Annotated in this window: 19 protein-coding genes; 12 read left to right on the top strand and 7 right to left on the bottom strand. The window is 72.0% G+C overall.

The genetic code is table 11. The features are described from left to right. Positions 1-317: 317 nt before the first annotated feature. Positions 318-1,919: a DHA2 family efflux MFS transporter permease subunit gene (locus E1182_RS00425; protein WP_132260546.1), complete on the top strand. Its 1,602-nt coding sequence runs from the start codon at positions 318-320 to the stop codon at positions 1,917-1,919. A gap of 60 nt (positions 1,920-1,979) precedes the next feature. On the opposite strand, the gene E1182_RS00420 is transcribed toward E1182_RS00425, so the two are convergent. The 4 genes from E1182_RS00420 to E1182_RS00405 are packed head-to-tail and all read right to left on the bottom strand — an operon-like array spanning position 1,980 to position 7,276. Continuing rightward, positions 1,980-2,741, bottom strand: a complete 762-nt coding sequence (locus E1182_RS00420) for an ABC transporter permease (RefSeq protein WP_132260543.1) — start codon at positions 2,739-2,741, stop codon at positions 1,980-1,982. Beyond that, on the bottom strand, positions 2,725-3,732 hold the full coding sequence (locus tag E1182_RS00415) for an ABC transporter ATP-binding protein (RefSeq protein WP_132260594.1): 1,008 nt from the start codon (positions 3,730-3,732) through the stop codon (positions 2,725-2,727). The genes E1182_RS00420 and E1182_RS00415 overlap by 17 nt, the downstream gene beginning before the upstream one ends. A 2-nt stretch (positions 3,733-3,734) precedes the next feature. After that, on the bottom strand, positions 3,735-5,507 hold the full coding sequence (locus E1182_RS00410) for a condensation domain-containing protein (protein WP_132260541.1): 1,773 nt from the start codon (positions 5,505-5,507) through the stop codon (positions 3,735-3,737). Continuing rightward, positions 5,504-7,276, bottom strand: coding sequence for a condensation domain-containing protein (locus tag E1182_RS00405; protein WP_165942452.1), 1,773 nt, complete (start codon positions 7,274-7,276; stop codon positions 5,504-5,506). Before E1182_RS00405 ends, E1182_RS00410 begins: the two co-directional genes overlap by 4 nt. 349 nt (positions 7,277-7,625) lie before the next feature. Between E1182_RS00405 and E1182_RS00400 the strand changes: the two genes are divergently transcribed. From E1182_RS00400 to E1182_RS00355, 10 genes are all read left to right on the top strand, one after another. After that, the gene (locus tag E1182_RS00400) at positions 7,626-8,585 is read left to right on the top strand and encodes a 3-oxoacyl-[acyl-carrier-protein] synthase III C-terminal domain-containing protein (RefSeq protein ID WP_132260536.1); all 960 of its coding nucleotides are present in this window, start codon (positions 7,626-7,628) and stop codon (positions 8,583-8,585) included. Between the two features lie 11 nt (positions 8,586-8,596). After that, positions 8,597-9,991, top strand: coding sequence for an ATP-grasp domain-containing protein (locus E1182_RS00395; RefSeq protein WP_132260534.1), 1,395 nt, complete (start codon positions 8,597-8,599; stop codon positions 9,989-9,991). After that, positions 9,984-11,321 (top strand): alanine racemase, encoded by a 1,338-nt coding sequence (locus tag E1182_RS00390; protein WP_132260531.1) that lies wholly within the window; start codon positions 9,984-9,986, stop codon positions 11,319-11,321. The genes E1182_RS00395 and E1182_RS00390 overlap by 8 nt, the downstream gene beginning before the upstream one ends. Before the next feature lie 65 nt (positions 11,322-11,386). Then, positions 11,387-11,644 carry an acyl carrier protein gene (locus E1182_RS00385; protein ID WP_132260529.1) on the top strand — a complete coding sequence of 86 codons (258 nt, stop codon included), beginning with the start codon at positions 11,387-11,389 and terminating at the stop codon, positions 11,642-11,644. Positions 11,645-11,682: 38 nt separating this feature from the next. Continuing rightward, positions 11,683-12,537: a hypothetical protein gene (locus E1182_RS00380; RefSeq protein ID WP_132260526.1), complete on the top strand. Its 855-nt coding sequence runs from the start codon at positions 11,683-11,685 to the stop codon at positions 12,535-12,537. After that, entirely contained in the window at positions 12,534-13,136 is a 603-nt protein-coding gene (locus E1182_RS00375) for a hypothetical protein (protein WP_132260524.1), read from the top strand. Before E1182_RS00380 ends, E1182_RS00375 begins: the two co-directional genes overlap by 4 nt. Then, entirely contained in the window at positions 13,129-14,367 is a 1,239-nt protein-coding gene (locus tag E1182_RS00370; RefSeq protein WP_207921196.1) for an acyl-CoA dehydrogenase family protein, read from the top strand. Before E1182_RS00375 ends, E1182_RS00370 begins: the two co-directional genes overlap by 8 nt. Beyond that, positions 14,351-14,719 (top strand): holo-ACP synthase, encoded by a 369-nt coding sequence (acpS, locus tag E1182_RS00365; RefSeq protein ID WP_132260522.1) that lies wholly within the window; start codon positions 14,351-14,353, stop codon positions 14,717-14,719. The genes E1182_RS00370 and acpS overlap by 17 nt, the downstream gene beginning before the upstream one ends. Before the next feature lie 75 nt (positions 14,720-14,794). Beyond that, positions 14,795-17,830 carry an AAA family ATPase gene (locus tag E1182_RS00360; protein ID WP_132260520.1) on the top strand — a complete coding sequence of 1,012 codons (3,036 nt, stop codon included), beginning with the start codon at positions 14,795-14,797 and terminating at the stop codon, positions 17,828-17,830. Between the two features lie 284 nt (positions 17,831-18,114). Then, positions 18,115-19,650 (top strand): family 43 glycosylhydrolase, encoded by a 1,536-nt coding sequence (locus E1182_RS00355; RefSeq protein ID WP_165942451.1) that lies wholly within the window; start codon positions 18,115-18,117, stop codon positions 19,648-19,650. Positions 19,651-19,657: 7 nt separating this feature from the next. On the opposite strand, the gene E1182_RS00350 is transcribed toward E1182_RS00355, so the two are convergent. Next, positions 19,658-20,542, bottom strand: coding sequence for a LysR family transcriptional regulator ArgP (locus tag E1182_RS00350; RefSeq protein WP_132260517.1), 885 nt, complete (start codon positions 20,540-20,542; stop codon positions 19,658-19,660). A gap of 69 nt (positions 20,543-20,611) precedes the next feature. On the opposite strand from E1182_RS00350, the gene E1182_RS00345 reads away from it, so the two are divergent. After that, the gene (locus E1182_RS00345) at positions 20,612-21,205 is read left to right on the top strand and encodes a LysE/ArgO family amino acid transporter (RefSeq protein WP_132260515.1); all 594 of its coding nucleotides are present in this window, start codon (positions 20,612-20,614) and stop codon (positions 21,203-21,205) included. A gap of 77 nt (positions 21,206-21,282) precedes the next feature. On the opposite strand, the gene E1182_RS00340 is transcribed toward E1182_RS00345, so the two are convergent. Both E1182_RS00340 and E1182_RS31520 read right to left on the bottom strand, forming a co-directional pair. Continuing rightward, positions 21,283-21,852, bottom strand: a complete 570-nt coding sequence (locus E1182_RS00340) for a 4'-phosphopantetheinyl transferase superfamily protein (RefSeq protein WP_207921195.1) — start codon at positions 21,850-21,852, stop codon at positions 21,283-21,285. Positions 21,853-21,956: 104 nt separating this feature from the next. After that, entirely contained in the window at positions 21,957-23,405 is a 1,449-nt protein-coding gene (locus tag E1182_RS31520; RefSeq protein ID WP_207921194.1) for a family 43 glycosylhydrolase, read from the bottom strand. Positions 23,406-23,408 lie beyond the last annotated feature (3 nt).

The raw sequence follows: 23,408 nt of genomic DNA, 5'->3' as shown, positions 1-23,408 counted from the left end.
GCTTCCGACGCTCGGCGACTTACAGGTGATATATCTGGTTGTTCGCGATTGATGAGGTAAACCCGGTTCGCGGGAGTCTGGGGGATGACGCGGGCCCGTGGCCTCGACGCCGACATCGGCGTCTGCCTGGCCGGTGCCACCGTGACGAGGAACACCTGACTGATCCTCCGCCAAGGGCGAAACTCGGCGGCGCGCGGTCGGTGGTGGCCGCTAATCTCCGCTGCGGACTTCCCCTCCGCACGCCACGTCTGCCTCGGCAGGCGCCGCGTCGGCTCCATGCTGAGCCGGTCATCCGGCCGATCCCCTCAGGAGACCTCGTGACGCAGCAATCGGTCGCGGCACCCCCACCTGTCCCGACATCGGACAAGCTCGACGCCGCAGTGCTCAAGGTGGCAGGCGTCGTGGTGCTCGGCGCGATCATGTCGATCCTCGACGTGACGGTCGTCAGCGTCGCGCTGCCGACCTTCCAGAGCGAGTTCGGCGTCTCCTACGCGCGCGTCGCGTGGACGATGACCGGCTACACCCTCGCGCTGGCCACGGTCATCCCGCTCAGCGGATGGGCCGCCGACCGGTTCGGCACGAAACGCCTCTACATGATCGCCTTGGCGCTGTTCACGATCGGCTCCGGCCTCTGCGCCACCGCCGACACCATCGGGCAGTTGGTCGCGTTCCGTGTCCTGCAGGGTCTCGGCGGCGGCATGCTCATGCCGCTCGGCATGACGATCATGACGCGGGCGGCCGGGCCGCACCGGATCGGCCGGCTGATGGCCGTCCTGGGTATCCCGATGCTGCTCGGCCCGATCGGCGGTCCGATCCTCGGCGGCTGGCTGATCGACGTGGCGAGCTGGCACTGGATCTTCCTGATCAACCTGCCGATCGGGGTCATCGCGCTCGTCTACGCGCAGCTGGCCCTGCCGAAGGACGCTCCCGAGCCCTCGGAGTCGTTCGACTTCCTCGGCATGCTGATGCTCTCCCCGGGACTCGCCCTGTTCCTCTACGGGGTCTCCTCGCTGCCGGAGACCGGCACCTTCGCCGACGCGACGGTCTGGGTGCCCATGCTGATCGGCGGCGCGTTGGTACTGGCGTTCGTCCGCTACTCCTTCACGCCGCGTCACCCGCTGTTGGACCTGCGGCTGTTCGGCAACCGCAGACTGACCGTCGCGGCGGTGACCATGTTCGTCTTCATCATCGCCTTCATGGGCGCCGGTCTGCTGTTCCCGAGCTACTTCCTGCAGGTGCGCGGTGAGTCCACCCTGGCCGCCGGCCTGCTGATCGCGCCGCAGGGCATCGGCGCGATGGTCACCATGCCGATCGCCGGTATCCTGGCCGACAAGGTGCCGGTCGGCCGGACGGTGCCGTTCGCGCTGCTACTGATCGTCGCCGGGATGTTCACCTTCACGCAGGTCGACCCGCACACCTCGTACGTGCTGCTCTGCGGCTCGCTGTTCGTGATGGGTCTGGGCATGGGCGGCACGATGATGCCGGTCATGACCTCGGCGCTGAGGACGCTGACCGGCCCCGAGGTGGCTCGCGGCTCCACGCTGGTGAACATCCTCCAGCAGATCGGCGGCTCCGTCGGCGCGGCGGTGATGTCGGTGATCCTCACCAACGAGCTGAACAGTTCCCGGCCGATCCCCGGCGTGACCGACCCGAGCGGTGAGCCGGTCAGCGAGGCGGGGCTGGCCATCGCCACGCAGCAGCGGCCCGAGCTGATCCAGCAGTTCCCGGTCGACCCGTCGCTGATCGACCGCGGGCTCGACTTCGCCGCCGACTCGTTCGCCACGACGTTCTGGGTGGCGTTCGCGCTGGTGCTCGTCACGCTGGTCCCGGCGGCGTTCCTGCCCCGACGGCGTGAGCGGTCGCACCTGCTGGACGACCAGCCCGAGGGCCAGCCCGGCACACCGGTCGTCGTCCACTGATGCCGAGCCCAGCGGGCCGTCGGACACGTTCCGGCGGCCCGCTGGCATCTGCCGGTGGGCTCAGGCGCTCTGCCGCAGGTAGGTCCGCACCCCGAGCAGGACGGACAGGACGGCGATTCCGAGGGCGATCAGCGCCGTCGAGAGCATGGTCGTGCTGAGCACGTCGCCCTGGAACGCGCTGCGCATGCCGTCGACAATGTACCGGAACGGGGTCAGCCGGGAGACCAGGTCGAGCCAGCGCGGCGCGAACGACATCGGCAGCAGCACCCCGGAGAGCAGCAGCAGCGGCATCAGCCCGGTGTTCAGGGTCGGCCCCAGGGTGTCCTCGCTCTTCACGGTCAAGGCGAGGGCGCAGGAGAGACAGGCCAGACCCAGCGACAGGAGCATGACCACACCGAGCGCCGCCAGCACCCCCGGCACCGACGCCCGTAGGCCCAGCGTCACCGCCACCGCGATCAGCAGGACCGCCTGGACGAGCAGCAGCGCGACGTCGCGCAGTACCCGGCCGAGCAGCAGGGCGACCCGGCTCACCGGGGTCACCCGCAACCGCTCGATCACTCCACCACGCCATTCGGCGATCACCCCGAAACCGACGAACGCGGAACCGAAGAGGCTCAGCTGCACCAGCACCCCGGGTACGTACGTCTGCCACGCGCGCTCGGCGGGGACGCCGGTGATCGAGAGGGTGCTGGTCATCAGCGGGCCGTAGAGCACCAGGAACGCCACCGGCTGGGATAGCCCGATGATGATCCAGAGCGGGTTCCGCAGGGAGATCCGTACGTGTCGTTGGAACACCAACAGGATGTCAACGAGCAGGGACATGCTCCGCCCCCTCGGTGGTCGGGATCGGTGGGGTCGGGCCGTCCGGGTCGTCGCGCAGCCCCCGGCCGGTGAGGGTGAGGAAGACGTCGTCCAGGCTGGGGCGGGCGAGCTGCAACGCGCGTACGCCCAGACCCGCGCCGGCCAGGGTGGTGATCACGTCGATGATGCCCTGTTCGCCGTCGGCCAGGGTGACCTGGAGACCGCCGGTGCTGGTCACCGCCGCCTGCCGGACCCCGGACAGCCCGGCCAGCAGTCGCCGCGCGGCGTCCGGGTCGCCGGCCACGTCCACGGTCAGCACGTCGGCGGCCAGTTGCCGCTTCAGGTTGGCCGGGGTGTCCTCGGCGACGATCCGTCCGTGGTCGATCACCAGGATGCGGTCGCAGAGCGCGTCCGCCTCGTCCAGGTAGTGGGTGGTCAGGAAGACGGTGGTGCCGTTCTCGTCGCGCAGCCGGCGGATGTGCTCCCACAGGTTGTTGCGGCTGTGCGGATCCAGGCCGGCGGTCGGCTCGTCGAGGAAGACGATCTGCGGCTCGTGGACCAGGCCGAGCGCGATGTCCAGCCGGCGACGCTGACCGCCGGAGAGCGAGCCGACCGGCCGGGAATTCAGCCCGCCGAGGTCGAGCTGTGGCAGGAGGGCGGCCACCCGACGACGGGCCGGTCCGGCCCCGATCCGGTACAGCCGTGCCTGCAGGAACAGTTCCTCGTCCACCAGCGCGTTGGGGTCGGTGCCGCCGTACTGGGCGACGTAGCCGATCCGGCGGCGGACCTCCCGTGGCGCGGTACGCAGGTCCGCGCCGGCGATGCGGGCCGTGCCGCTGGTCGGTTGCAGCAGTGTGGTGAGCATCCGCAGCGTGGTGGTTTTGCCGGCGCCGTTGGGGCCGAGGAACCCGACGATCTCCCCGGGCTGGACCCGTAGGTCGACCCCCCGGACCGCCGCGACGGTCTGCCGGCCGGCCCGGAAGGTGCGGGTCAGGCCGTTCGCCTCGATGATGGTCATGGCTGTCCCTCGGTTTCCGCCTGGGTGGCCCGGCCGTCGCCCGCGGCGAGCACCGGCAGGTCGCGCCAGGCGTGCGGATCGGTCGGGTCGGCGGGGGCGCCGGCGTGCAGGACGTACCGGTGCGGCGCCATCGCGGTGTACGAGCCGGCGAGCCGGCGCAGGCAGGCCAGGTGTGCCCGCGCGGGATCGTCGATCTCGTCGGTGGCGGCCAGATGGGCGACGATCATCTCGCCGCCGCCGGTCGCGTCGGAGTCGACCACGAACGCCTGGGCGGGCCCGGGCAGTGCCGCCCGCAGCACCCGGTTGACCTGGCTGAGCTGGATCCAGCTGTGGTCGATGTGGTGCCAGTCGCCGTCCCGGCTGATCGGCGCGATCCCGGCGACCTCGCCGATCTGTGCCAGCGGGATGTTGTCGGTGGCCGCCGCGGCGAGCACCCGTTCGGTGCCGAGCAGCAGCCCTTCCATCTCCGCGTCGGGAAGATACCGGTTGTCCCCGGTGATGAGTTCCAGGATCAGCGCCTGCTCGGTCCGCACCAGATGGAACAGGAGCAGGTTGTCGAAGCCGGCCGGGGTCCACCAGTCGATGAACGTCTCGGCAGTGGCGACCGTCGGCAGGTCCGGCGGGGCGATGCCGGAGATGTTGTTGAACACGCCGTCACGGATCATGGGTAGGCCCCGTTCGTGCGCGATCCGGTCGTGCACCCGCTGCAACGCCTCGGCGTCGAAGACGCTGTTGCGGTTGGCGCGCAGCAACGCGGTGCCGGCGTGCCGGACCAGCGCGTCGTAGTCGGGCTGGTCGACGTCGAGGCCGATCAGGCCGTCCTGGGACACGGTGCTGACGTAGTCGCGCAGCCGTGCGCCGAGCCGGTTGGCGGCGGGGGAGTAGAGCACCACCTGTTGCTGCCCGCTCCGGGTGGCGAGCACGGCGGCGATCGCGGCCAGGACGGCCATCGGTCGGCTGGCGCCGGTGCGGGCCGTGATCCGGTCGAGCGCGGCCGCCGCGCGCGGCGAGTGCAGGTCCGCGCTGCGCGGTGCGAGCGCCGGCGGGGCGCCGTCCGGGCCGGCGCCGTCGGCCGGTTCCACCGGTACGACCGGTCGGGGCAGCACGCAGCGGGGACGCCGCCGCAGGATGCCCGACCAGTGCCGCAGCGCCGCCTCGGCCTGCCGCCGGCCCTGCGGCGAGCCCTCCCGCGCGGCCCGGTCCAGCGGCTGGTACGGCGGCTCGTCCCGGTCGCTGGCTGTCCCGGCCAGCAGTGCGGTGAAGCGTTCGCCCAGCACGGTCATGCTGCCGTAGTCGGCGGCCACGTGCGAGTAGACCGCGACCGCGGCGTGCACCAGATCACCGTCGACCGCCACCGCGAAGCGCAGCGGCAGGTCGGCGGACAGATCGAGCCGTTGGTCCCGCAGCCGGTCGATCAGCTCCCGGGCCAGCGCCGCGCTCCCGGGCCCGGCCGGCCGTTCGTGGACCTCGATCGGCAGTTCGACGCTGCGGGCCACACGCTGCACCGGACCATCGGGCCCGTCGTGGTACGTGGTGCGCAGGGACTCGTACCGGCGGACCAGACCGGCCAGGGCGGCGCAGGCACGGTCGAGGGTGGTCCCGGCCGGCACCGTGAAGATCCATTGCACCAGGCCGAGGAAGTGGTCGTCGGTGAGCGCGGAGATCCATTGCAGCGCGTTCGCCTGTCCCAGGGTCAGTGGGCCCTGCGCCGCGCGGGTGCCGTCCACCCGTAGGCGGATGGTGCGGACGGTCTCGCTCGGGGCGGTCATCGGTCACCTTCCGTGGCGGCGCGGCCGGAGCCGGAGGCGAGCACCGGTCGGGATCGCCAGGCAGCCGGGTCGGTGGGGTCGGCCGGGGCGGAGTCGTGCAGGACGTAGTGGTGCGGGGTCACCACGGCGTACCGGCCGCCGAGGCGGGCCAGGCAGGCCAGGTGGGCCTGCCGCGGGGTTCGGGCCCCGTCCGCGGCGACGAGATGGGCGACCACGCGGTGCCCGGGCCCGTCCGGGACGGCGAACGCGGCCGCGGGGGTGTCCAGCGCATCGTGCAGCAGCGCCTGAACCTCGCTGAGCTGCACCCAACTGACCCCCACCCGCAGCCAGTCGCGGTCGCGGGCCACCGGGGTCAGCCCGCTGAGGGCGGGAATGTCGCCGAGGCGTACCTGCCCGGTGCCGGCGGCGACGAGGACGCGTTCCATGCCCCGCAGCAGGGCGGCGATCTCGGTACGGGGGACGTGCCGGGTGTCGCCGGTGCTGACGCCGAGGATCATGGCCGGACGGACGGCGATCAACTGGACCACCAGGCGGTTGGGGAAGTGCGGCGTCGGTGTCCAGGTGAGGCTGCTCTCCGCGGCGGCGGGCGTGGGCGACCAGGTCAGGTCGGGGTGGTCGAGCGCCGGCAGCTGGACGTTGGCCGCCTGCCCGGCGTCGAGGGTCAGATGGGCGCTGATGTTGTTGAAGACGCAGTCCCGGCTGTAGTCCATGCCCTGCCCGTCGTTGATCCGGGTGGCCTCGGCCACCAGGTCGCCCACGTCGAAGATGCTGTTTCGGTTGGCCCGCAACATGGCCGCGCCGGTCCGCCGGGCCAGGTCGTCGAAGGTCGGCCCGATCACGTCCACCACCATCAGACCGTCCTGTGCCAGCGTGCCGACGTAGTCGCGCAGCCGGGAGGTGAACCGGTTGCTGGACAGCGCGGCGAACACGCAGCGGGACTGGCTCACCCGTACCGACACCACGGCGGAGAATGCGGCGAGTACGGCGGCGGCGGGACCGGCCTGGGTCCGGGCGGCGATCTGGTCGAGGGCCGCGGTGGCGGCGGGGGAGCGCAGCGCGGCGCAGGCCGCGTCGCTCTGCGCGCCGTCGACAGGTGGCAGCGCCATCAGACACTGGGGTGTCTGCCGCAGGTGCCCGGTCCAGTACCGCAGGGCCGCGGCTGTCCGCCGCTGCCCGGACGGCGAGGTCTCCTCGGCCGCCTGGTCGAGCGGCTGGTGCCGGCCCGTCCCGGCCGACCGGTCGTCGGGTGCGTCCACCAGCTCGGCGAACTCCCGGCTCAGAATCGCCATGCTGCCGTAGTCGACGGCCATGTGTGAATACACGGCCACGGCGGCGACCGCTCGGTCGCCCGTGGCCGCCACAGCCAGACGCACGGGCAATTCGTTGGCCAAGTCGAACGGTTTCTCCCGGAGTTGGCCAATCATCTGACGGGATAGCCGGTCCGGATCGACGGCGGCGTCGACATGGTGCATTTCGGCGGTGAGAACCCCGGTGCGCAGGACGTGCTGGAGCAGCTCGCCGTCGCGTTCGTGAAAGGTGGTCCGCAGCGATTCGTGCCGGGCCAGCAGGATCGAGACGGCCTCCACCACGTCCGTGACGTGGACGCCGGGCGGCACCGGAAGGATCCACTGCAGGATGCCCATCGGGTTGGACAGGTCCGTGCGCATCCACTGCCAGGTGTTGCGTTGACCGCAGGTGAGCGGCCCTTCGCCGGCCCGCTGCCCGGCGAATGCGATCGCCAGCCGGTCGGTCACCGTGGGACTGGACATCATGCCTCCGCTCGTCGGCGACCCTACGTGCCTGCTGCCCCACCCTCCCCCCTGCGGCCCTGCCGCGGATAGTCGGGAAAACCCCATTGTTGGCCGGCCCGCGTCCCGGGGGTAACCGAGGCGGCCTGTACGTCCCGTTCGGTGTTGATTCCCAAGGGTTTGCGAATGAATAGTCGGCAAAGCAGGTAAATTGCCTGCTCTGGTTCATTGGCGAGCGCGTATTTCCTTTGTCTGGTCCGGGATTCCCGGCTCTCGGGAACCTGGGGATTACCCCATTGCCCGCCCGTGACCGGCTCCCTAACGTAGTGGCGGCTAACGATCAATAATTGACCCGAGGGGTGGCCGCACCATGACCTCGCTGGCACCGACCCGGCCCGATGTCGTCCTGCGTCAGGTGGCGGCCTTCGCGCCGGAACGCTCGGTCACCGTGGAGGAGATCGCCGCCGGGCTGGGGCTCAACCGCTACCAGACCCGGCTGTTCCGGCGGATCCGTGGCCTGAACCGGATGCGCAGCGACCCCGACCTCGGGCTCCTCGATCTGGTCTGCCCACCGGCGGACGCGCTGCTGGCCACCGTTGCCGAACGCGACCGGATCCGCTACCTGATCTTCGCGCACACCGCGCAGGACCTCACGCCCACCACCATGATCGCGGCGGACGCGTTGCGCGAGCGGCTCGGCCTCACCGGCGCCGAGGCGTTCGCGGTGACCCAGCACGCCTGCGCCAGCGGCCTGCTCGCCGTGGAGGTCGCCGGCGAGCTGCTGCGCGCCGACGGCGACCCGACGGCCCTGGCGCTCGTGCTCACCGGGGAGCAGCCGTTCACCCGGGCCGTCCAGGTGCTCTGGAACACCTCGATCATCGGCGAGGCGTCGTCGGCCTGCCTGGTGGGCCTCGGTGGCGAGGGCACCCGCGTCCTGTCGTACGCGGCGCGCACGGTGGGCGAGTTCTTCGACGGGTACCAGCTCACCGGTGAGGCATTGCACCGCTTCGGCAGCACCTACCACACCCACCTGATCGCAGTGATCCGGGAGGCGCTGGACGCCGCCGGGCTGGAGCTGGACGACCTGACGTTGGTCATCCCGCACAACGTCAACATCTCCTCCTGGGTCACCATCTGCGCCACCCTGGGGTTGGCCCGGGACCGGGTCTTCCTGGACAACGTCGGGGAGTTCTCGCACTGCTCGTGCACCGACCCGTTCCTCAACCTGGCGACGCTCGCCCGCCGGGGTGCGCTGGTTGCCGGGGGTCGCTACCTGGTCACCGCCGTCGGTCTCGGTGCCACCTACTCCGCCATGGTCGTCGAGTGCTGAGGGAGCCGATCATGTTCACCCGATACCTACGCGAGATCAAGCGGGCGCTGACCGGGGCACCCGACACGCCGCTGGTGCTGGTGTGCAACTTCGAGGCCGAGGCGCAGTGGGCCCGGGGACACGTCGGGCTCCCCGCGCCGCCCGCGAACGCCGCCCGCCCGTTGGTCGCCGCCATGGAGGAACTCGGCGTACTGCTCGCCGGCCCGGACGACACGCTGGTGCTCAGCCGCCCGCCCGACCCCGGATACCAGGACTATCTGACCGAGCAGGGCCTGGCCCTGCCCACCGTGCTGGTGCCCGAGAACTGCCAGCCCGGGCGCTCCACCACCCAGAACGCGCTGGACTCGCCGGTCCTGCTCGACCAGCTTCGCCGACTCGGCGGGGACGGCGCCCACCTGCTGCCGATGGGTACCACCAGCGACGAGGAGGAACTCGCCCGCCGATGCGGCATCCCCCTGGCCGGACCGGGCGCCCCGGTGGTCGAACGGGTCAACAGCAAGGTCTACGGCCGGCGGCTGACCGACGCGGCCGGCCTGCGCCCGGTGCCCGGCGCCTGCTGCGAGACCCGGCAGGAACTGACCGACGTGCTGGCGCGATACCAGGGCCGGCTGGAGTCCGGGCAACCGCTGGTGGTCAAGGACGCCTACGGTGTCTCCGGCAAGGGGTTGCTGGTGCTCGACAACCCGACCCGGGCGGCGCAACTGCTGCGCATGGTGGACCGACGGGCGGCCCGCACCGGCGACGACCGGATGCAGGTGGTCGTCGAGGAGTGGCTACCCAAGCGGTGTGACCTGAACTACCAGATCACCATCGGACGCGACGGGCGGGCGGCCCTGGACTTCGTCAAGCAGGCGCTGACCGCGCAGGGCGTGCACCAGGGCCACCTGATGCCGGCCGACCTCAGCGCCGAGCAGTACCGGCAGATCGAGCACGCCGCCGCTCAGGTGGCGGCCCGGCTGCACGCCGACGGCTACCACGGGGTGGTGGGCGTGGACGCCATCGTGGGTGCCGACGAGACGCTCTACCCGGTGCTGGAGATCAACGCGCGGCTGAACATGTCCACCTACCAGGGGGCGATCACGGAGCTGTGCCAGCCGCCCGGCACCGTCGCGCTGGCCCGGCACTACCCGCTGCGACTCGCGGCCCCCCTGGAGTTCGCCGCCGTACGGCGCGTCCTGGACGGCGTCCGCGCCGGCTGGCCCGCGACGCGGGTGCTGGTCACCTGTTTCGCCACCGTCAACGCGAACGCGCTCGCGCCCGTCGGCGCCGGTGGCCCGCCGGAGCCGTTCGACGGGCGGCTGTACGCCATGCTGATCGCCCCCGACCGGGACCGGTTGGCCGACCTCGACGGGGCCGTGCGGGCCGCCGTCACCACCCTGTCGCTGCCCGAGGAGAGCCATGACTGAGCCGGCCAACGGCCACACCGTCCAGGGCGTACCCGTCGCCGAACTGGCCGACCGGTACGGCACTCCGCTGTACCTCTACGACGGTGCGATCATCCGCGCGACCTACCGGCGGCTGCGCGACCTGCTCGACCCGTCGGTCGAGATCTACTACTCGCTCAAGGCCAACCCGAACATCAGCGTCTGCGCGCTCCTGCACTCGCTGGGCGCCGGCGCCGAGGTCTCCTCCCTGGCCGAACTGGTCACCGCCCGCCGCGCCGGGGTGCCGGCGCGGGACATCATCTTCCTCGGGCCGGGCAAGTCCGCCGCCGAGCTGGCCGCCTGCCTGGAGCACGACATCGGCGCGATCGTGTGCGAGTCGCTCGACGAGGTCGCCACCGTCGAGGCCATGGCGGCCGCACTGCCCGACACCGGCAGCGGTAGCCGTTGCGTTCGGGTCGTGCTGCGGGTCAACCCGGCGTTCGTCACCAAGGGCTCCCGGTTGGCGATGGGCGGCAAGCCCCGCCAGTTCGGCATCGACCAGGAACTGGTCGCCGAGGCCGGCCCGACCCTCAAGGCGCTACGCCACGTACGGGTCATCGGCCTGCACGCCTACATGGGCACCCGGATTCTCGACGCCGCGGACATCGTGCACAACACCCGCGGCGTGCTCACCGCCGCGGCGGAGTTGGCCGCCGCGCTGGATCTTCCGCTCGACCTCGTCGACGTCGGCGGCGGGTTCGGCGTGCCCTACTTCGACAAGGAGTCCGACCTGGACGTCGAGACGGTGGCCGAGGGGTTCAACGCCGCCGTCGCGCGGTTCCGCGTCGATCACCCGCAGACCCGGATCATCACCGAGTTGGGTCGCTACCTCATCGGCTGGGCGGGCACCTACGTGGTCCGTGCCCGGCAGGTCAAGGCGTCGCGCGGCGAATGGTTCGTCGTCGCCGACGGCGGCACCAACCACCACATGGCGGCGGTCGGCATCGGCAGCTTCGTCAAGCGGAACTTCCCCATCCGGTCGCTGACCCGACCGGCCGAGCCGCCGGTCCGCCAGTACACGGTCACCGGGCCGCTCTGCACGCCCAACGACGTGATCGGCAAGCAGGTGGCGCTGCCCGAGGTCCGCCCGGGCGACCTGATCGGCGTCGAGCGCTCCGGCGCGTACGGGCCGAGCGCGTCTCCGGTGCTCTTCCTCAGCCACGGCCACCCGGCCGAGGTGCTCGTCCTCGACGGCGTGGCGCACCTGGTGCGCCGGGCCGACACCGTCGACGACCTGCTCCGACCACAGCGCCTCGTCGATCCCGCCGTACCGGTTGCGACTCCGGCCCCGGCCGCGTCGCCGATCCCCTGAGTCGATGTCCCACCGCGTCATGCCCGGCCGCCGGTCGGCCGGATCGTTCCCGAGAGGAAGAACCGATGGAACGCAACGAGATCGTCAAGAACATCCAGGGTGCGCTGACCGAGGTGTTGATGCGTGACTTCGGTCCGCTGCCCGAGAGCACCCGCCTCTTCGAGGACATGCACCTGGACTCCACCGCCATCCTCGAGCTGCTCATGGCCCTGGAGGACAACATCGGCATCGAGGTCGATCCCGAGAAGCTGGACATGGACGACTTCCGCACCATCGGCACGCTGACGGACTTCCTGGAGCGTACGCCGAAGGTGACGTCCTGAGCCGTGCCGCCGCCCGCTCCACCACGGAGGACCTGGCCATGCCCCTGACCCTGCGCGGCGCGGCGGCCCTCGTGCGTCTCGACGGCAACCCGTACGAGCGCGACGAGGGACTGCTCGCCTACCAGCGGGACCTGCTCGCGCCGTACGGCATCGAGGTCGACGAGGATCTGATGAAGCAGTCCCGGAACATCGGGTTCCGGGAACTGGCCGAGGAACTGATCGGCCGGTGCCCGAGCCCGGTCGGCGTGCCTGACCTGCTGCTGCTGGCCTACGGACTGCCCGACCGTTACCCGCTCAAGACCGTCACCACCCGGCTCAACGCCCTGATGGGTGGCCACAGCCGTAGCTTCGCCGTCTCCGAGCAGGGACTGCGGGCACCGTTCACCGCTCTGCGGATCGCCGAGGCTCACCACCGGGCGGGGCAGGCAACCAGCCTCGCCCTGTTCGTCTGCGAGCAGACCACACTGCCCTACCGGGACCCGCTCGTGCACGACACGCCCCTGGTGGACAGCGCCGTCCTGCTGTACTTCGGCACCGGCACCGGCACCGGCACCGGCTTTCGCTTCGTCGGCACTGAGGCCACCGGCGACGGGGTACCGCTCGGGGAACTGCTGGCCAGCCGGCGTCCGGCCCTACCGCCCGGGCCGGCGTTGCTGGTCGCCGGTCCGTGGCCGGCGGCTGACCAGCTCGACGCCGTCGATCTGCCGGTGCACCGGTGCGAGCCGGGCAGCTACTGCACCAGCGTCTGGCTCGACCTGGCCCGCCACCACGAGGAATGGGCCCGCCGCTACGCCAGCCTCGTCCTGTGCGACACCGATCCGCGCACCGGCCGCAGCCAGCTCGCCGTACTCGTCAACACCGGTACGCCCGATCACAGGGAGGTCCGATCGTGAACCGGGCAGCGCCCGTGCCGCCGCCAGCGGCGGCCACGCCGTACGCTTTCGTCCTGGACTCGCTGCACGGGCGGGCCGCGCCCGGCCGGCTGGTCGCGTCCCCCACCGGCCACGTCCTGGCCTCCACGGTGGCCCTGCCCGGCGTGCCACCCGGGCCGCTGACCCGCTTCGGCCTGGCGGTCACCGACGCCACGCCGGAGTCCGCCTTCGGCGAGGGGCCGGCCGCCGACCGCTTCGCCGCCGGCCTGCTGGACGCGCACCGTGAGTTGCTGCACGCCACGCTCGGGCACGCGCTGCGGCACCTCGAGGGGCGTACGTCGGGTGACACCACCCTGCTGGCCAAGCAGCTCGTCGCCGGTCAGCTGGCCGACATCGCGCTGCGGCTGGCCGAGGACGCGGCCGTGCCGCAGACCCGCCGGCACGCCGACCGGGCCGCCCGGTGGCGCTGCCACCTGCGTCTGGTCGGCATCGGCCGGGACCTGCTGCGGCTGCTGGGAGCCAGCGGCTTCCTCGCCGACGGACCGGCCGGCGACCTGCACCTGGCCGAGGTCGCCGGCAACGTCTACCTGCACCCCGACACGGAGAACGCCGATGAATGAGCTTCGCGAGGCCGCCCCGTCCGCCGGGGCGGACCTGCTCGACGAGCGGACCCGGGAACTGGCTGACCACTGCGCGGCGATGGCCGGGCGGCTACGGGAGATCGGCCGGCGGCTGGACCGGGACCCGGACGCCATCGTCGAGTTCCTCGACGAGCCGCAGGTGCGGTTCCCCGTGCAGGGGATGCTTCCGCCGCAGTACCGGTCGGTCGGGGAGTTCCCGGCCCGGCTGGTCGAGGCGAGCAGCACGGTCCTCGGTCAGGTCGTCGCCACCGAACAGGTTTCCTACGGCGATCCGAACGTGCTGCTCGCCAGTCCCGGGCCGTCACTGTCCGGCGGAGTCGTCCAGGCACTTGCCGACGACGCGCAGCGGCAGCGCTACTTCGGTCGGTTGTCCGCAGCGCCCACGCACACGTTCTTCGCCCTGACCGAGCCGGGCAAGGGCTCGGCGGCACTGGAACTGGAGACCACGCTGACCCCGGTGCCCGGCGGCGGCTGGCTGCTCAACGGGGTGAAGTGCTACATCGGCAACGGCGCGCGTGCTCAGCTCGGGGTGGTGTTCTGCCGGCGGGCACCCGGACCGTGGGGGATCGAGGCGGTGCTGCTGGACACCACCGCGCCGGGGTTCAGCGGTGAGCTGCTGCCCACCGTCGGGCTGCGCGGCGCGCGGATCAGCCGGCTGCGCTTCCAGGACGTCTTCGTCGCCCCGCAGGACCTGCTCGGCGCGCACCGCCCGCCGAGCCGGCGCGGGCTCTACGGCGCCACGTACATCCTCTACCGGTTCCGGCCGGGCATCGCGGCGATGGCGATCGGCTGCGCCCAGGCGGCCTGCGACTACCTGCGTACGCACCGCCGGTCGCTGCCCGGGCGCGACGGTGACCGGCTCGACGGGATCGAGGACCGCATCGCTGCGGTGCGGCACCGGACGTACGCGGTGGCCGCCGACATCGACGCCGGTACGGTCGACGTGGCCGCGATCGGCGCGGTCAAGGCCCGGGCGGCGCGGGTGGCCGAGGACGCCACCCGGCTCGTGGCCGAGCTGCTGGGCCCCGCCTCCCTGCTGGAGCATCCCTGGCTGGAGAAGGTCTACCGCGACGTGCGGGCGTTCGAGCTGATGGAGGGGACGACGAACCTGCACGCCTTGGCGGTCTTCCAGAGCCTGCTGCGCGGCACGGGGCCGACGGACCGCCCGCTTGCGCCGGAACGGGCGGTCGACGGTGCGCCTCGGCATTGACCTGGTAAGGCTGGACGAGCTGGACCGGCTACTGCGGCGGGCCTGGTTCGTCCGGTACGTCTTCGCCGCCGACGAACTGGCCCACGCCGAGACGTTGGGCGACAGCCGGCGTCGGGAGTACCTGGCCGGGCGGTTCGCCGCGAAGGAGGCGGTGCTCAAGGTGCTGGGCACCGGCCTGTTCGAGGGGGTCGCCCCCCGGGACATCGCGTTGCTGCGTGATTCCGGGGGGCGACCGACGGTCGTGTTGCGGGGCAGCGCCGCCCATGCCGCCCGATCGGTTTCGATCACTCACGTGAGCGTTTCCGTCACCCACAAACGGGATCTGGTGGCCGTCGTCGCCGCGGGCTGGTGAGACACGGTTGCCGACTCGACCACCGCCGGGCCGGCGCCCCGCCGCACCGCCCGTCCCCGTGCCAAGGAGTACGACGTGATTCCATCCCCGATCCGCTCGCACCCGTACCGCCGGAGACCGGCCGACCGGGACCTGCCCCGCACGCCTGGCGTGGAGCTGTCCCGGGTGGCCGGCGTCGAGCACCTGTCTGATCCGGTCGGTCCGGAGCTGGCGGGCGGCGGCGGGCGGCGCCGGCAGCTGGTGGGCCGGGAGGCGGAGTGCGCGACGCTCGCGGCGGCGGTGAGCGCCCTGGTCGAGGGCGATGGACGGATCGTCGAGGTGGCCGGGGAGCCGGGGATCGGCAAGACCAGCCTGCTGGACCATGTCGCCGGTCTGGCGCGGGCCAACGGGGTGCAGGTGCTCAACGGCCGCGCTCCGGCCCCCGGGTCGGATGTGCCGATGGCGGCGCTCGTCGACGCGCTCGACCCGTACCTGGCCCGAGCGCCGCAGGCCCGGTTGGCCGAGATCCGGCCCGACCACGCGGACCTGCTCAACAACATCTTCCCGTCGCTGCGCCTGTCCGGGGCCCGCTCGCTCGCGCCCGCCGGCGTGCCGGCAGCCGCCCGGCAGTTGCGCGCCGTGCGTCTCCTGCTGGAGGTGTTGGCGGCCGACCGACCGTTGCTGATCACGGTGGACGACCTGCACAACGGCGACCGGGCCACCATCGACCTGCTCTGCCACCTGCTCGACGCGCCACCGCGTACCCCGCTGCTGCTCGTCGTGGCGCACCGCCGCCGCCAGTCGCCAGCCCGGCTGCGCCTGGCGTTGGACACCGCCGGCCAGGTGACCAGGGTCGCGGTGGGGCCGCTCGCGGAGTGCCACCTCGACGCGTTGACGGAGGTGCCGCTCTCGGCGGGCCGGCGCGGGGTGCTGTACGACCTGTCGGGGGGCAATCCACGGTACCTGTCGGCGCTGCTGGCCTCGGCGCTGCCCGCCGGCCCGACGAGCGAGCACCTGGAACTGGGGGCGTTCCCACCCGACGTGGAAAGCGCGTTGGCGGCCGAACTCGAACTGCTGTCCACCACGGCCCGTCTGGTCGCCTCCGCCGCGGCGGTACTCGGGCCGGAGCCGGTCGACACCGGCCTGCTCGCCGAGGTCGGCGGGATCGCCGCCGAGCAGGTGCCGGTGGCCATCGACGAACTCGTCGCCGCCGATCTGTTGCGTCCGGTGCCCGGCGGCGGATGCTTCGCGTTTCGCCACCGGGTCGTCCAGCACGCGGCGTACCTGGCCACCGACGCCGGCTGGCGACTGGCGGCACACGCCCGCGCGCTGGCGGCGTTGCAGGGCCGTCGGGCTGCGGCGGCGGTCCAGGCGCCGCACCTGGTGCGGCTGGCCGTGCCCGGCGACGTCGCCGCCGTCGAGGCGCTCAGCGAGGCGGCCGAGACGGTGGTCGACCGGGCCCCCGACACGGCGGTCCGGTGGCTCGGCGCCGCCATCCGGCTGCTCCCGGCGACCGCGGAGACCGCCGAGCGCCGGATCGCGCTGCGTGTGCGGCTCGGCCGGGCGCTGGGTGCCGCGGGTCATCCGAGGACGGCACGGGCCGTGCTGCACGAGGCCCTGCGGATGGTGGACGGCCACCCGTCACCGGCCCGGGCCGGTGCCATCCTGCTGTGTGCCCGGCTCGAACGCCAACTCGGCCGGCGGGATGAGGCGGCGGCGCTGCTGCGTGCCGGCCTGACGCCGTCCGACGGCGCTCGCCCGGGCGACCGGGTGGCCCTCGCGCTGGCCCTGGCCGGGGTGGAGCTGACCAGCGGCCGGGCCGGGCAGGCCCGCCGCTGGGCGGCCGGCGCGCTGGGCGCCGTCCGGCACGCCGGGGCCGTGCCGGCGACGGTACGGGCGCACGCGCTGGGGCTGCTCGCGGCCGCCAGCCACCTGAGGGGCAACCGTGCGGCGCGCGGCGAGACCGATCGGGCCGCCGCGTTGCTCGACGCGACCCTGGACGGAGACCTCAGGGAGGGTCCCGAGAGTGCCGTCTGGGTGGGGTGGAGCGAGATTCTGCTGGACCGTTTCGACTCCGCGGTGCACCACCTCAGCCGTGCCATCGACGTCTCCCGCGGGGCCGGTCGCTACTTTCCGCTGCTGCACCTGCTCTGTGCCCGGATCCTGGCGTACCGGTGCAGCGGGCGGCTGGTGGAGGCGGCCGCCGACTGCGCGCGGGCACTGCGGCTGGCGTCCCGCACGCAGTGTCGCGAGCTGCACTCGGTGGCGACGACGACGGCGGGACTGTTGGACGTCTGGACCGGAGTCGGTGGCACCGGCTGTCCCCCGGCGTCGGCACCACCGACCCTCGCCCCGCCCGTCGTCGGTCTGCCGGGCACCCTGGCACTGGCCGCGTACGCGGAGACCCGACTCGCCCTGGGAGACCCGTCCGGCTGCCTGGCCGTGGCCTCGGCCGCCGGCCTGCCCGACCTGGAGCCGTGGTCGCAGGTGGGCTGGTACGAGCTGTTCACCCGTGCCGCGTTGGCCGGGGACGACCCCGCCGAGGCGGCCCGGTGGGCGACGCGCGCCGGCGAGGTGGCCGGTCGGCTCGGGCAACCGAGCCGCAGCGCGCTGGCCGCGTCCGCGGCCGCCCGGATCCTGGCGCTGCGGGATCCCGCCGCCGCGGTCGTCGCCGCCCAGGGTGCGGCGGAGGCGCTTGCCCGGGCCCGGATGCCGTTGGACGCGGCGCACGCCCACGTGATCGCCGCGCGGGCCCTGGTGGCCGAGGGCGACCCGGATCGCGCCGGCAGTGCGTTGCGGCTGGCCGAGGAGTTGTTCACGCGCTGCGGTGCCCGGCTGTTCGCCCGTCAGGCGAACAGCGAGCGGCGGCGGCTGCTGGCCGACGCCCCGACCGGCGCCCGGAAGTCCCGCCGCCAGCCGGGGCACTCGGCCCTCACGAAGCGGGAGACACAGGTGGCGACGTTGGTCAGCGAAGGGCTGACCAACCGGCAGGTGGCCGCGCGGCTGTTCGTCACCCAGAAGACCGTGGAGATGCACCTGTCCCACGTGTTCACCAAACTCGGTGTCACCAACCGGGCGGCCCTGGTACGCCGGGTCCATCTGGCCGGGTTGCCGCAGGCGCAGTCGTCGTGACGCCACCGGCCCGGCCGGGCCGGTGCGACGTGGGTGGACCGTCGGCTGGTCGGGCCGCCGCTCTTGCGTAGCGACGAGCGTCGCTTCATGCTGCTTCCAGCGTCTGACATAGACGACTTTCGCCCGGCCACCGGGTACCGCCCCTGGTCCTGCCGCCGGCGTTGAGCCGGGATCTGCTCTGTCAGGACCCGGCACCACCACCACATTCAGGTCGAGGCGTCGCCCGGCATCCGAGTGCCAGATCCATGCTTCGCCCCGAAGCCCGTCCCCCGGAAGGAACCTCGATGAGCAGAATGGACGCGGTCCGGCACCGGCTGCTGTGGCGGGCGGTGACGATCGCCGTGGTCGGCACGGTCGCCGTGGCGTCAGCCGCCGTGGTGGGCCAGAACGACGCGTACGCGGTGACCATCGATCCGAACGCCTGGTATCAGATCGTGTCGCGGCACAGCGGGCTCGCGATGAGCGTCAGCGGGGGGTCCACCGCCGACGGCGCGGGGCTGGTGCAGGCCACCCGGGCCAACCAGACGAGCCAGCAGTTCCAGTTCGTCAGCTCCGGCGGCGGCTACTACCGGATCCGTGCCCGGCACAGTGGCAAGGCCGTGGACGTCTACAACTTCTCCATCGCCGACGGCGCCAACGTGGTGCAGTGGAGCGACCTCAACGGAGCGAACCAGCAGTTCTCGGTGCTGGACACCACCGGTGGTTTCGTCAAACTGGTCAACCGAAACAGCGGCAAGGCGCTGGACGTGTGGGAGCGGTCCACCGCCGACGGGGCGCGGATCTCGCAGTACACCGACAACGGCGGTACCAACCAGCAGTGGCAACTGGTCAACGTGGCGGGCGGCGGTCCGACCGGAAGCCCGTCGCCGAACACCTTCACCAACCCGATCAAGCAGAACGGGCCGGACCCGTGGCTGCAGTACCACAACGGCTACTACCACCTGGCCACCACGACCTGGAACTCGACCATCACCATGCGCCGGTCACCGACCCTCGGTGGCCTGGCCAGCGCCGTCGACCAGGTGGTGTTCAACCTCGCCGGCCGGGCCAACGGCTGCTGCAACATGTGGGCACCGGAGTTCCACCTGCTCAACGGCCCGAACGGCCCACGGTGGTATCTGTACTACGTGGCCGGACGGAACGTGTCCGACTTCAACCCGACGCAGCGGCTGCACGTGCTGGAGAGCGCCGGTACCGACCCGATGGGTCCCTACTCCTTCAAGGCGGATCTGGGCAACGACTGGCAGTTGGACGCCAGTGTCCTCCAGGTCAACGGCAATCTCTACCTGCTGGGCACCTACGGTGGTGACGGCGCCGGGCAGAGCAACTTCATCCAGCGGTTGAGCACCCCGTGGACGGTGACCGGTCCCCGGGTCAGGATCAGCTCCCCGACGCTGTCGTGGGAGCGGCAGACCGCACCGGTCAACGAGGGGCCCGAACCGCTGTACCGCAACGGCCGTACGATGATCGTGTACTCCGCCAGCGCCTGCTGGGGGCCGGACTACAAGCTCGGCCTGCTGACCCTCACCGGCAGCGATCCGATGAGCGCGGCGTCGTGGACCAAGCACCCGAACCCGGTCTTCCAACGTAACGACGCCAACGGCGTGTACGCCCCCGGCCACAACGGCTTTTTCAAGTCCCCGGACGGCACCGAGGACTGGATCGTCTACCACGCCAACAGTTCGGCGGGCGGTGGCTGCGACATGAACCGCTCCACCCGGGCGCAGAAGTTCACCTGGAACGCCGACGGTACCCCCAACTTCGGTGTCCCGGCGCGGCTCGGCGTGACCCTCACCGCCCCCTCCGGCGAAGCGGGATGACGGCTGGCTAGCGCAGCGCGGCGGCGGCGGCCGTCCGGACCGCCGCTGTCAGCGCCGACAGCACCGCCGACTCCAGACGCCAGTACTGCCAGTACAACGGCACGTCGAGGTGGTTGTCGCCGCCGGTCAGCTCGACGAGACGGCCGGCGGCGATGTCGGTGCGGGCGACGGACTCGGGTACGAGACCCCAGCCGAGCCCGAGGCGGATCGCCTCGGTGAAGCTCGCCGACGCGGGCACGAAGTGCGTCGGCGGGTCGACGTCGTGCCGGGTGACCATGCGGGCGAAGCGGTGTTGCAGGGTGTCCTTGCGGTTGAAGCGGATCATGGGTGCGGCGGCGAACGCCGTGGTGAGGTCCTGTCCGGCGAACCAGGCCCGGTGGCCGGCGGGTGCGGCGACGGCGAGGTAGCGCATCGCGCCGAGCCGTTGCACGCGACACCCCTGCACGGCGACCCGTTCGGTGGTGACCCCGGCCATCACGGTGCCGTCGCGCAGCAGTTCGGCCGTGTGCCCCTCGTCGTCGGTGTGCAGCTCGAAGACCACGTCCGGCAGGGCGGTCAGGACCGGCAGGAACCAGCCGGCGAGGGAGTCCGCGTTGACGACGACAGCGACCCGGGTGCGGGCGTGGCCGCGTAGCGCACCGCGCGCGGCTTCGAGGGCTTCGTCCTCCAGCAGCGCCACCTGACCGCCGAGGCGCACCAGGGGCCGTCCGGCGTCCGTGGGTACGCACGGGCGTGCGCGGCGTACCAGCACCTGCCCGACGACCTGCTCCAACGCCTTGATGCGTTGGCTGACCGCGGACGGGGTGACGTGCAGGGCCCGCGCTGCGGCGTCGAAGCTGCCCTGCTCGATGACCGCCTGGAACGTCGCGAGCTGCACCGGGTCGAGCGTCATAAGCCATTCTAATGCTACTGAAGTAACTGTAGCTGGAGTGCAGCAGCCGGCCGTCCTAGCGTGGATCCCATGGGTTCCGTGCTCGCCGGCTTCGGCTTCTCCCTCGCGTTGATCGTCGCCATCGGGGCGCAGAACGCCTTCGTGCTGCGCCAGGGGTTGCGCGGTGAACACGTCCTGCCGGTCGTGGCGGTCTGCGCGGCCGCCGACGCGGCGTTGATGGCCGCCGGCATCGCCGGGCTGGGCGCGCTCCTGGCCGACGCGCCCACCGTGCTGACCGCGGTGCGGTCAGGCGGTGCCGCGTTCCTGCTCGGGTACGCGGTACTGGCGGCCCGCCGGGCGCTGCGGCCCGCCGCCCTCACCCCGCTCGACCGTCCGCCGGCCACGTTGCGTGCGACGCTGTCGACCTGCCTGGCGTTCACGTTCCTCAACCCGCACGTCTACCTCGACACGGTGGTGCTGCTCGGTACGGTTGCCCACCATGACCCGAACCGGTGGGCGTTCGGAGCCGGGGCGGCGACGGCGAGCCTGTTCTGGTTCGCCGGGCTGGGCCTCGGCGCCCGCCGGCTGGCGCCGCTGCTCGCCCGTCCGGCGGCGTGGCGGGTCGTGGACGGGGCGATCGCCGTGGTGATGGCGGCCCTCGGGGTGTCGCTGGCCCTCGGCTAGTCAGGCGGCGATGTCGACGTACTCGGTCGATCCATGGCCACGTGCCTACCGGCCGGCGCAGAATGCGGCCACTGTGCTCACCAGGGATGCTCCGAGACAACCATGACCGCGGTGGGCGCGGCCCGCGCCCCCACCGCGTCGCAGGCGAGGCCGATCACCACCCGGCCCTGGATCCACCCGCCCACCGCCATGGTGGGGCGGCCCGCAACGGTGGCGGTGAGCGCGGCGGCCGGTGGCAGCGGCATCGACCGGTGCAGACCGCCCTGACGCAGGCCGATGCCGAGCGCCTTGCCGACAGCCTCCTTCTGGGTCCACAGCGGCAGGAAGTGGTCAGGGTGCGCGGCGACCCAGTCCGCCTCCGGGCCGGAGAACCACCGCCGGGCGAGCTCGGCCGCGGGTAACGGACGGATCTGCTCGATGTCGATGCCCACCGGTCCGTGCCTGGCTACCGCGACCGCTGCCAGGCCCCGGCAGTGGCTGATGGTCAGGTGCAACCCCGGTGCCCCGACGACGTACGGACGGCCCGCCGGCTCGCGGCCGAGCGCGACCTGACAGGCGTCGACGCCGAGCGACCGGCCCGCGGCGTGCCGGGCCAGGTCGTCGGCGCTCATGACGTCGGACAGCCAGACCCCGATCGACTCTGACATGACGACCACCATGGCACAGTCCCGACCCGATGCGGAGGATGCGCCCGGATGCCGGTGCAGACGGCCCGGTGGTGGCGTGGGCCACCACCGGGCGTCGCGCGTTACTAGCTGGTGATGCGGAAGGTGGCGTCGGCGCGGCCGGTGGCGGTGCTGATGGGGTCGAGCCGGAGCAGGTAGTTGTAGTGGCGGAGGTAGCGGTCGGGTGAGCTGTAGGACTGGAACGATGCCGCCGTGGAGTCGGCCAACCCTGGCACCCGGCGGAACGTGGCGGACGCGGCGAAGGCCGCGGTGCCGTCGGCTGCGGCGAGGACGAAGTCGTTGTTGACGTGCCGCAGGTAGTAGCCCGGGTAGTTCACCGACTCGAACGACACGTAGCCGCTGGCCGAGTTGGCCAGCCCGGGTGCGATCCGCCACTGGGCGTCGGCTGCCGGGCTCACGTTCGGGTCGATGCGGACGTCGAAGTTGACGTGCCGCACGTACCGGTCGGTGAAGTTGTACGACTGCAACCGGTTGATGCCGGGGACGGGGTTGCCGACGCCGGTGCTGGTCTGGGCCACCCGTGGGATGGTGCCGTCGGGGTTGTGGCTGAGGTACTCCATTGCCAGGGAGCGGCGGAAGTCGCTTCCGCCGGGCAGGCCGTTGCGGTGGTACGCGATGTACCACTGGCCGTTGTACTCGGCGATCGACTGGTGGTTGGTGCTGACGTTGGTGTAGTCGAGGATGACGCCACGGTAGGTGAACGGACCCAACGGGCTGGTGGCCGTGGCGTAGTGGATCTGCCCCGGCCAGCCGGTGGAGTACGAGAGGTAGTAGATGCCGTCGCGCTTGTGCAGGTGGGGCGCCTCGCCGTAAACGGTCGACCCGGTGATCGTGACATTCTGGATGGCGCCCGACGTGGATATCATGTCAGGGTTCAGCCGGACCACCTTCGGTGTTCGCGTGCCGAAGTACATGTAGGCCTGACCGTCGTCGTCGACGAACACCGCCGGGTCGATGGGCTCCTCGCCGGTGTTGGCGTCGCGTCCCTTTTCGATCATGGCCTCACCGCGGGCGTCGACGAAGCCGCTGACGGGGGAGGTGCTTCGCGCCACGCCGATCTTCGTCCGGTCCACCGGCAGGTAGAGGTAGTAGTAGCCGTTGCGTTCGACGGCCTCCGGCGCCCACGCGTACTGCCGGGCCCAACTGAACCCGCTGAGCGAGAACGGCGCGCCGTGGTCGGTCCAGTTGACCAGGTCGGCCGACGAGTACACCCGCCAGGCGTTGGAATCCCAGTACGTGCCGCTGTTGATGGCGTCGTCGGTGGCGTAGATGTACACGCGGTTGTCGGAGACGAGCATCGAGGGGTCCGCGGCGAAACGGTTGACGATCGGATTTGCCGCGTGCGCCGGAGTGCTGGGTCCGACGACCAGCGTCCCTGCCGACACCACCGCCGCGGTGGCGAGGTATGCCATGGCCCGTCCGGCCGTCGTCCGGGAGGTGGTCACGATCCGGACGGCGGCCACGCGACACGCCTCCGTGAACGCGGCGGCACGGCCGGTGAATACTATGGACATGAA

This window comes from Micromonospora sp. KC721 (genome assembly GCF_004348355.1).
Lineage (GTDB): Bacteria > Actinomycetota > Actinomycetes > Mycobacteriales > Micromonosporaceae > Micromonospora.
Note: the sequence above shows the minus strand (reverse complement) of the source record. Positions and strands in the feature narration are given on the sequence as shown.

Bases quoted from the DNA above. Each gene is read 5' to 3' on its own strand.
- E1182_RS00395 (WP_132260534.1), top strand. From the start codon at position 8,597: ATGTTCACCCGATACCTACGCGAGATCAAGCGGGCGCTGACCGGGGCA.
- E1182_RS31520 (WP_207921194.1), bottom strand. From the start codon at position 23,405: ATGTCCATAGTATTCACCGGCCGTGCCGCCGCGTTCACGGAGGCGTGT.
- E1182_RS00420 (WP_132260543.1), bottom strand. From the start codon at position 2,741: ATGTCCCTGCTCGTTGACATCCTGTTGGTGTTCCAACGACACGTACGG.
- E1182_RS00400 (WP_132260536.1), top strand. From the start codon at position 7,626: ATGACCTCGCTGGCACCGACCCGGCCCGATGTCGTCCTGCGTCAGGTG.
- E1182_RS00355 (WP_165942451.1), top strand. From the start codon at position 18,115: ATGAGCAGAATGGACGCGGTCCGGCACCGGCTGCTGTGGCGGGCGGTG.
- E1182_RS00410 (WP_132260541.1), bottom strand. From the start codon at position 5,507: ATGACCGCCCCGAGCGAGACCGTCCGCACCATCCGCCTACGGGTGGAC.
- E1182_RS00385 (WP_132260529.1), top strand. From the start codon at position 11,387: ATGGAACGCAACGAGATCGTCAAGAACATCCAGGGTGCGCTGACCGAG.
- E1182_RS00370 (WP_207921196.1), top strand. From the start codon at position 13,129: ATGAATGAGCTTCGCGAGGCCGCCCCGTCCGCCGGGGCGGACCTGCTC.
- E1182_RS00350 (WP_132260517.1), bottom strand. From the start codon at position 20,542: ATGACGCTCGACCCGGTGCAGCTCGCGACGTTCCAGGCGGTCATCGAG.
- E1182_RS00345 (WP_132260515.1), top strand. From the start codon at position 20,612: ATGGGTTCCGTGCTCGCCGGCTTCGGCTTCTCCCTCGCGTTGATCGTC.
- E1182_RS00340 (WP_207921195.1), bottom strand. From the start codon at position 21,852: ATGTCAGAGTCGATCGGGGTCTGGCTGTCCGACGTCATGAGCGCCGAC.
- E1182_RS00390 (WP_132260531.1), top strand. From the start codon at position 9,984: ATGACTGAGCCGGCCAACGGCCACACCGTCCAGGGCGTACCCGTCGCC.
- E1182_RS00380 (WP_132260526.1), top strand. From the start codon at position 11,683: ATGCCCCTGACCCTGCGCGGCGCGGCGGCCCTCGTGCGTCTCGACGGC.
- E1182_RS00405 (WP_165942452.1), bottom strand. From the start codon at position 7,276: ATGTCCAGTCCCACGGTGACCGACCGGCTGGCGATCGCATTCGCCGGG.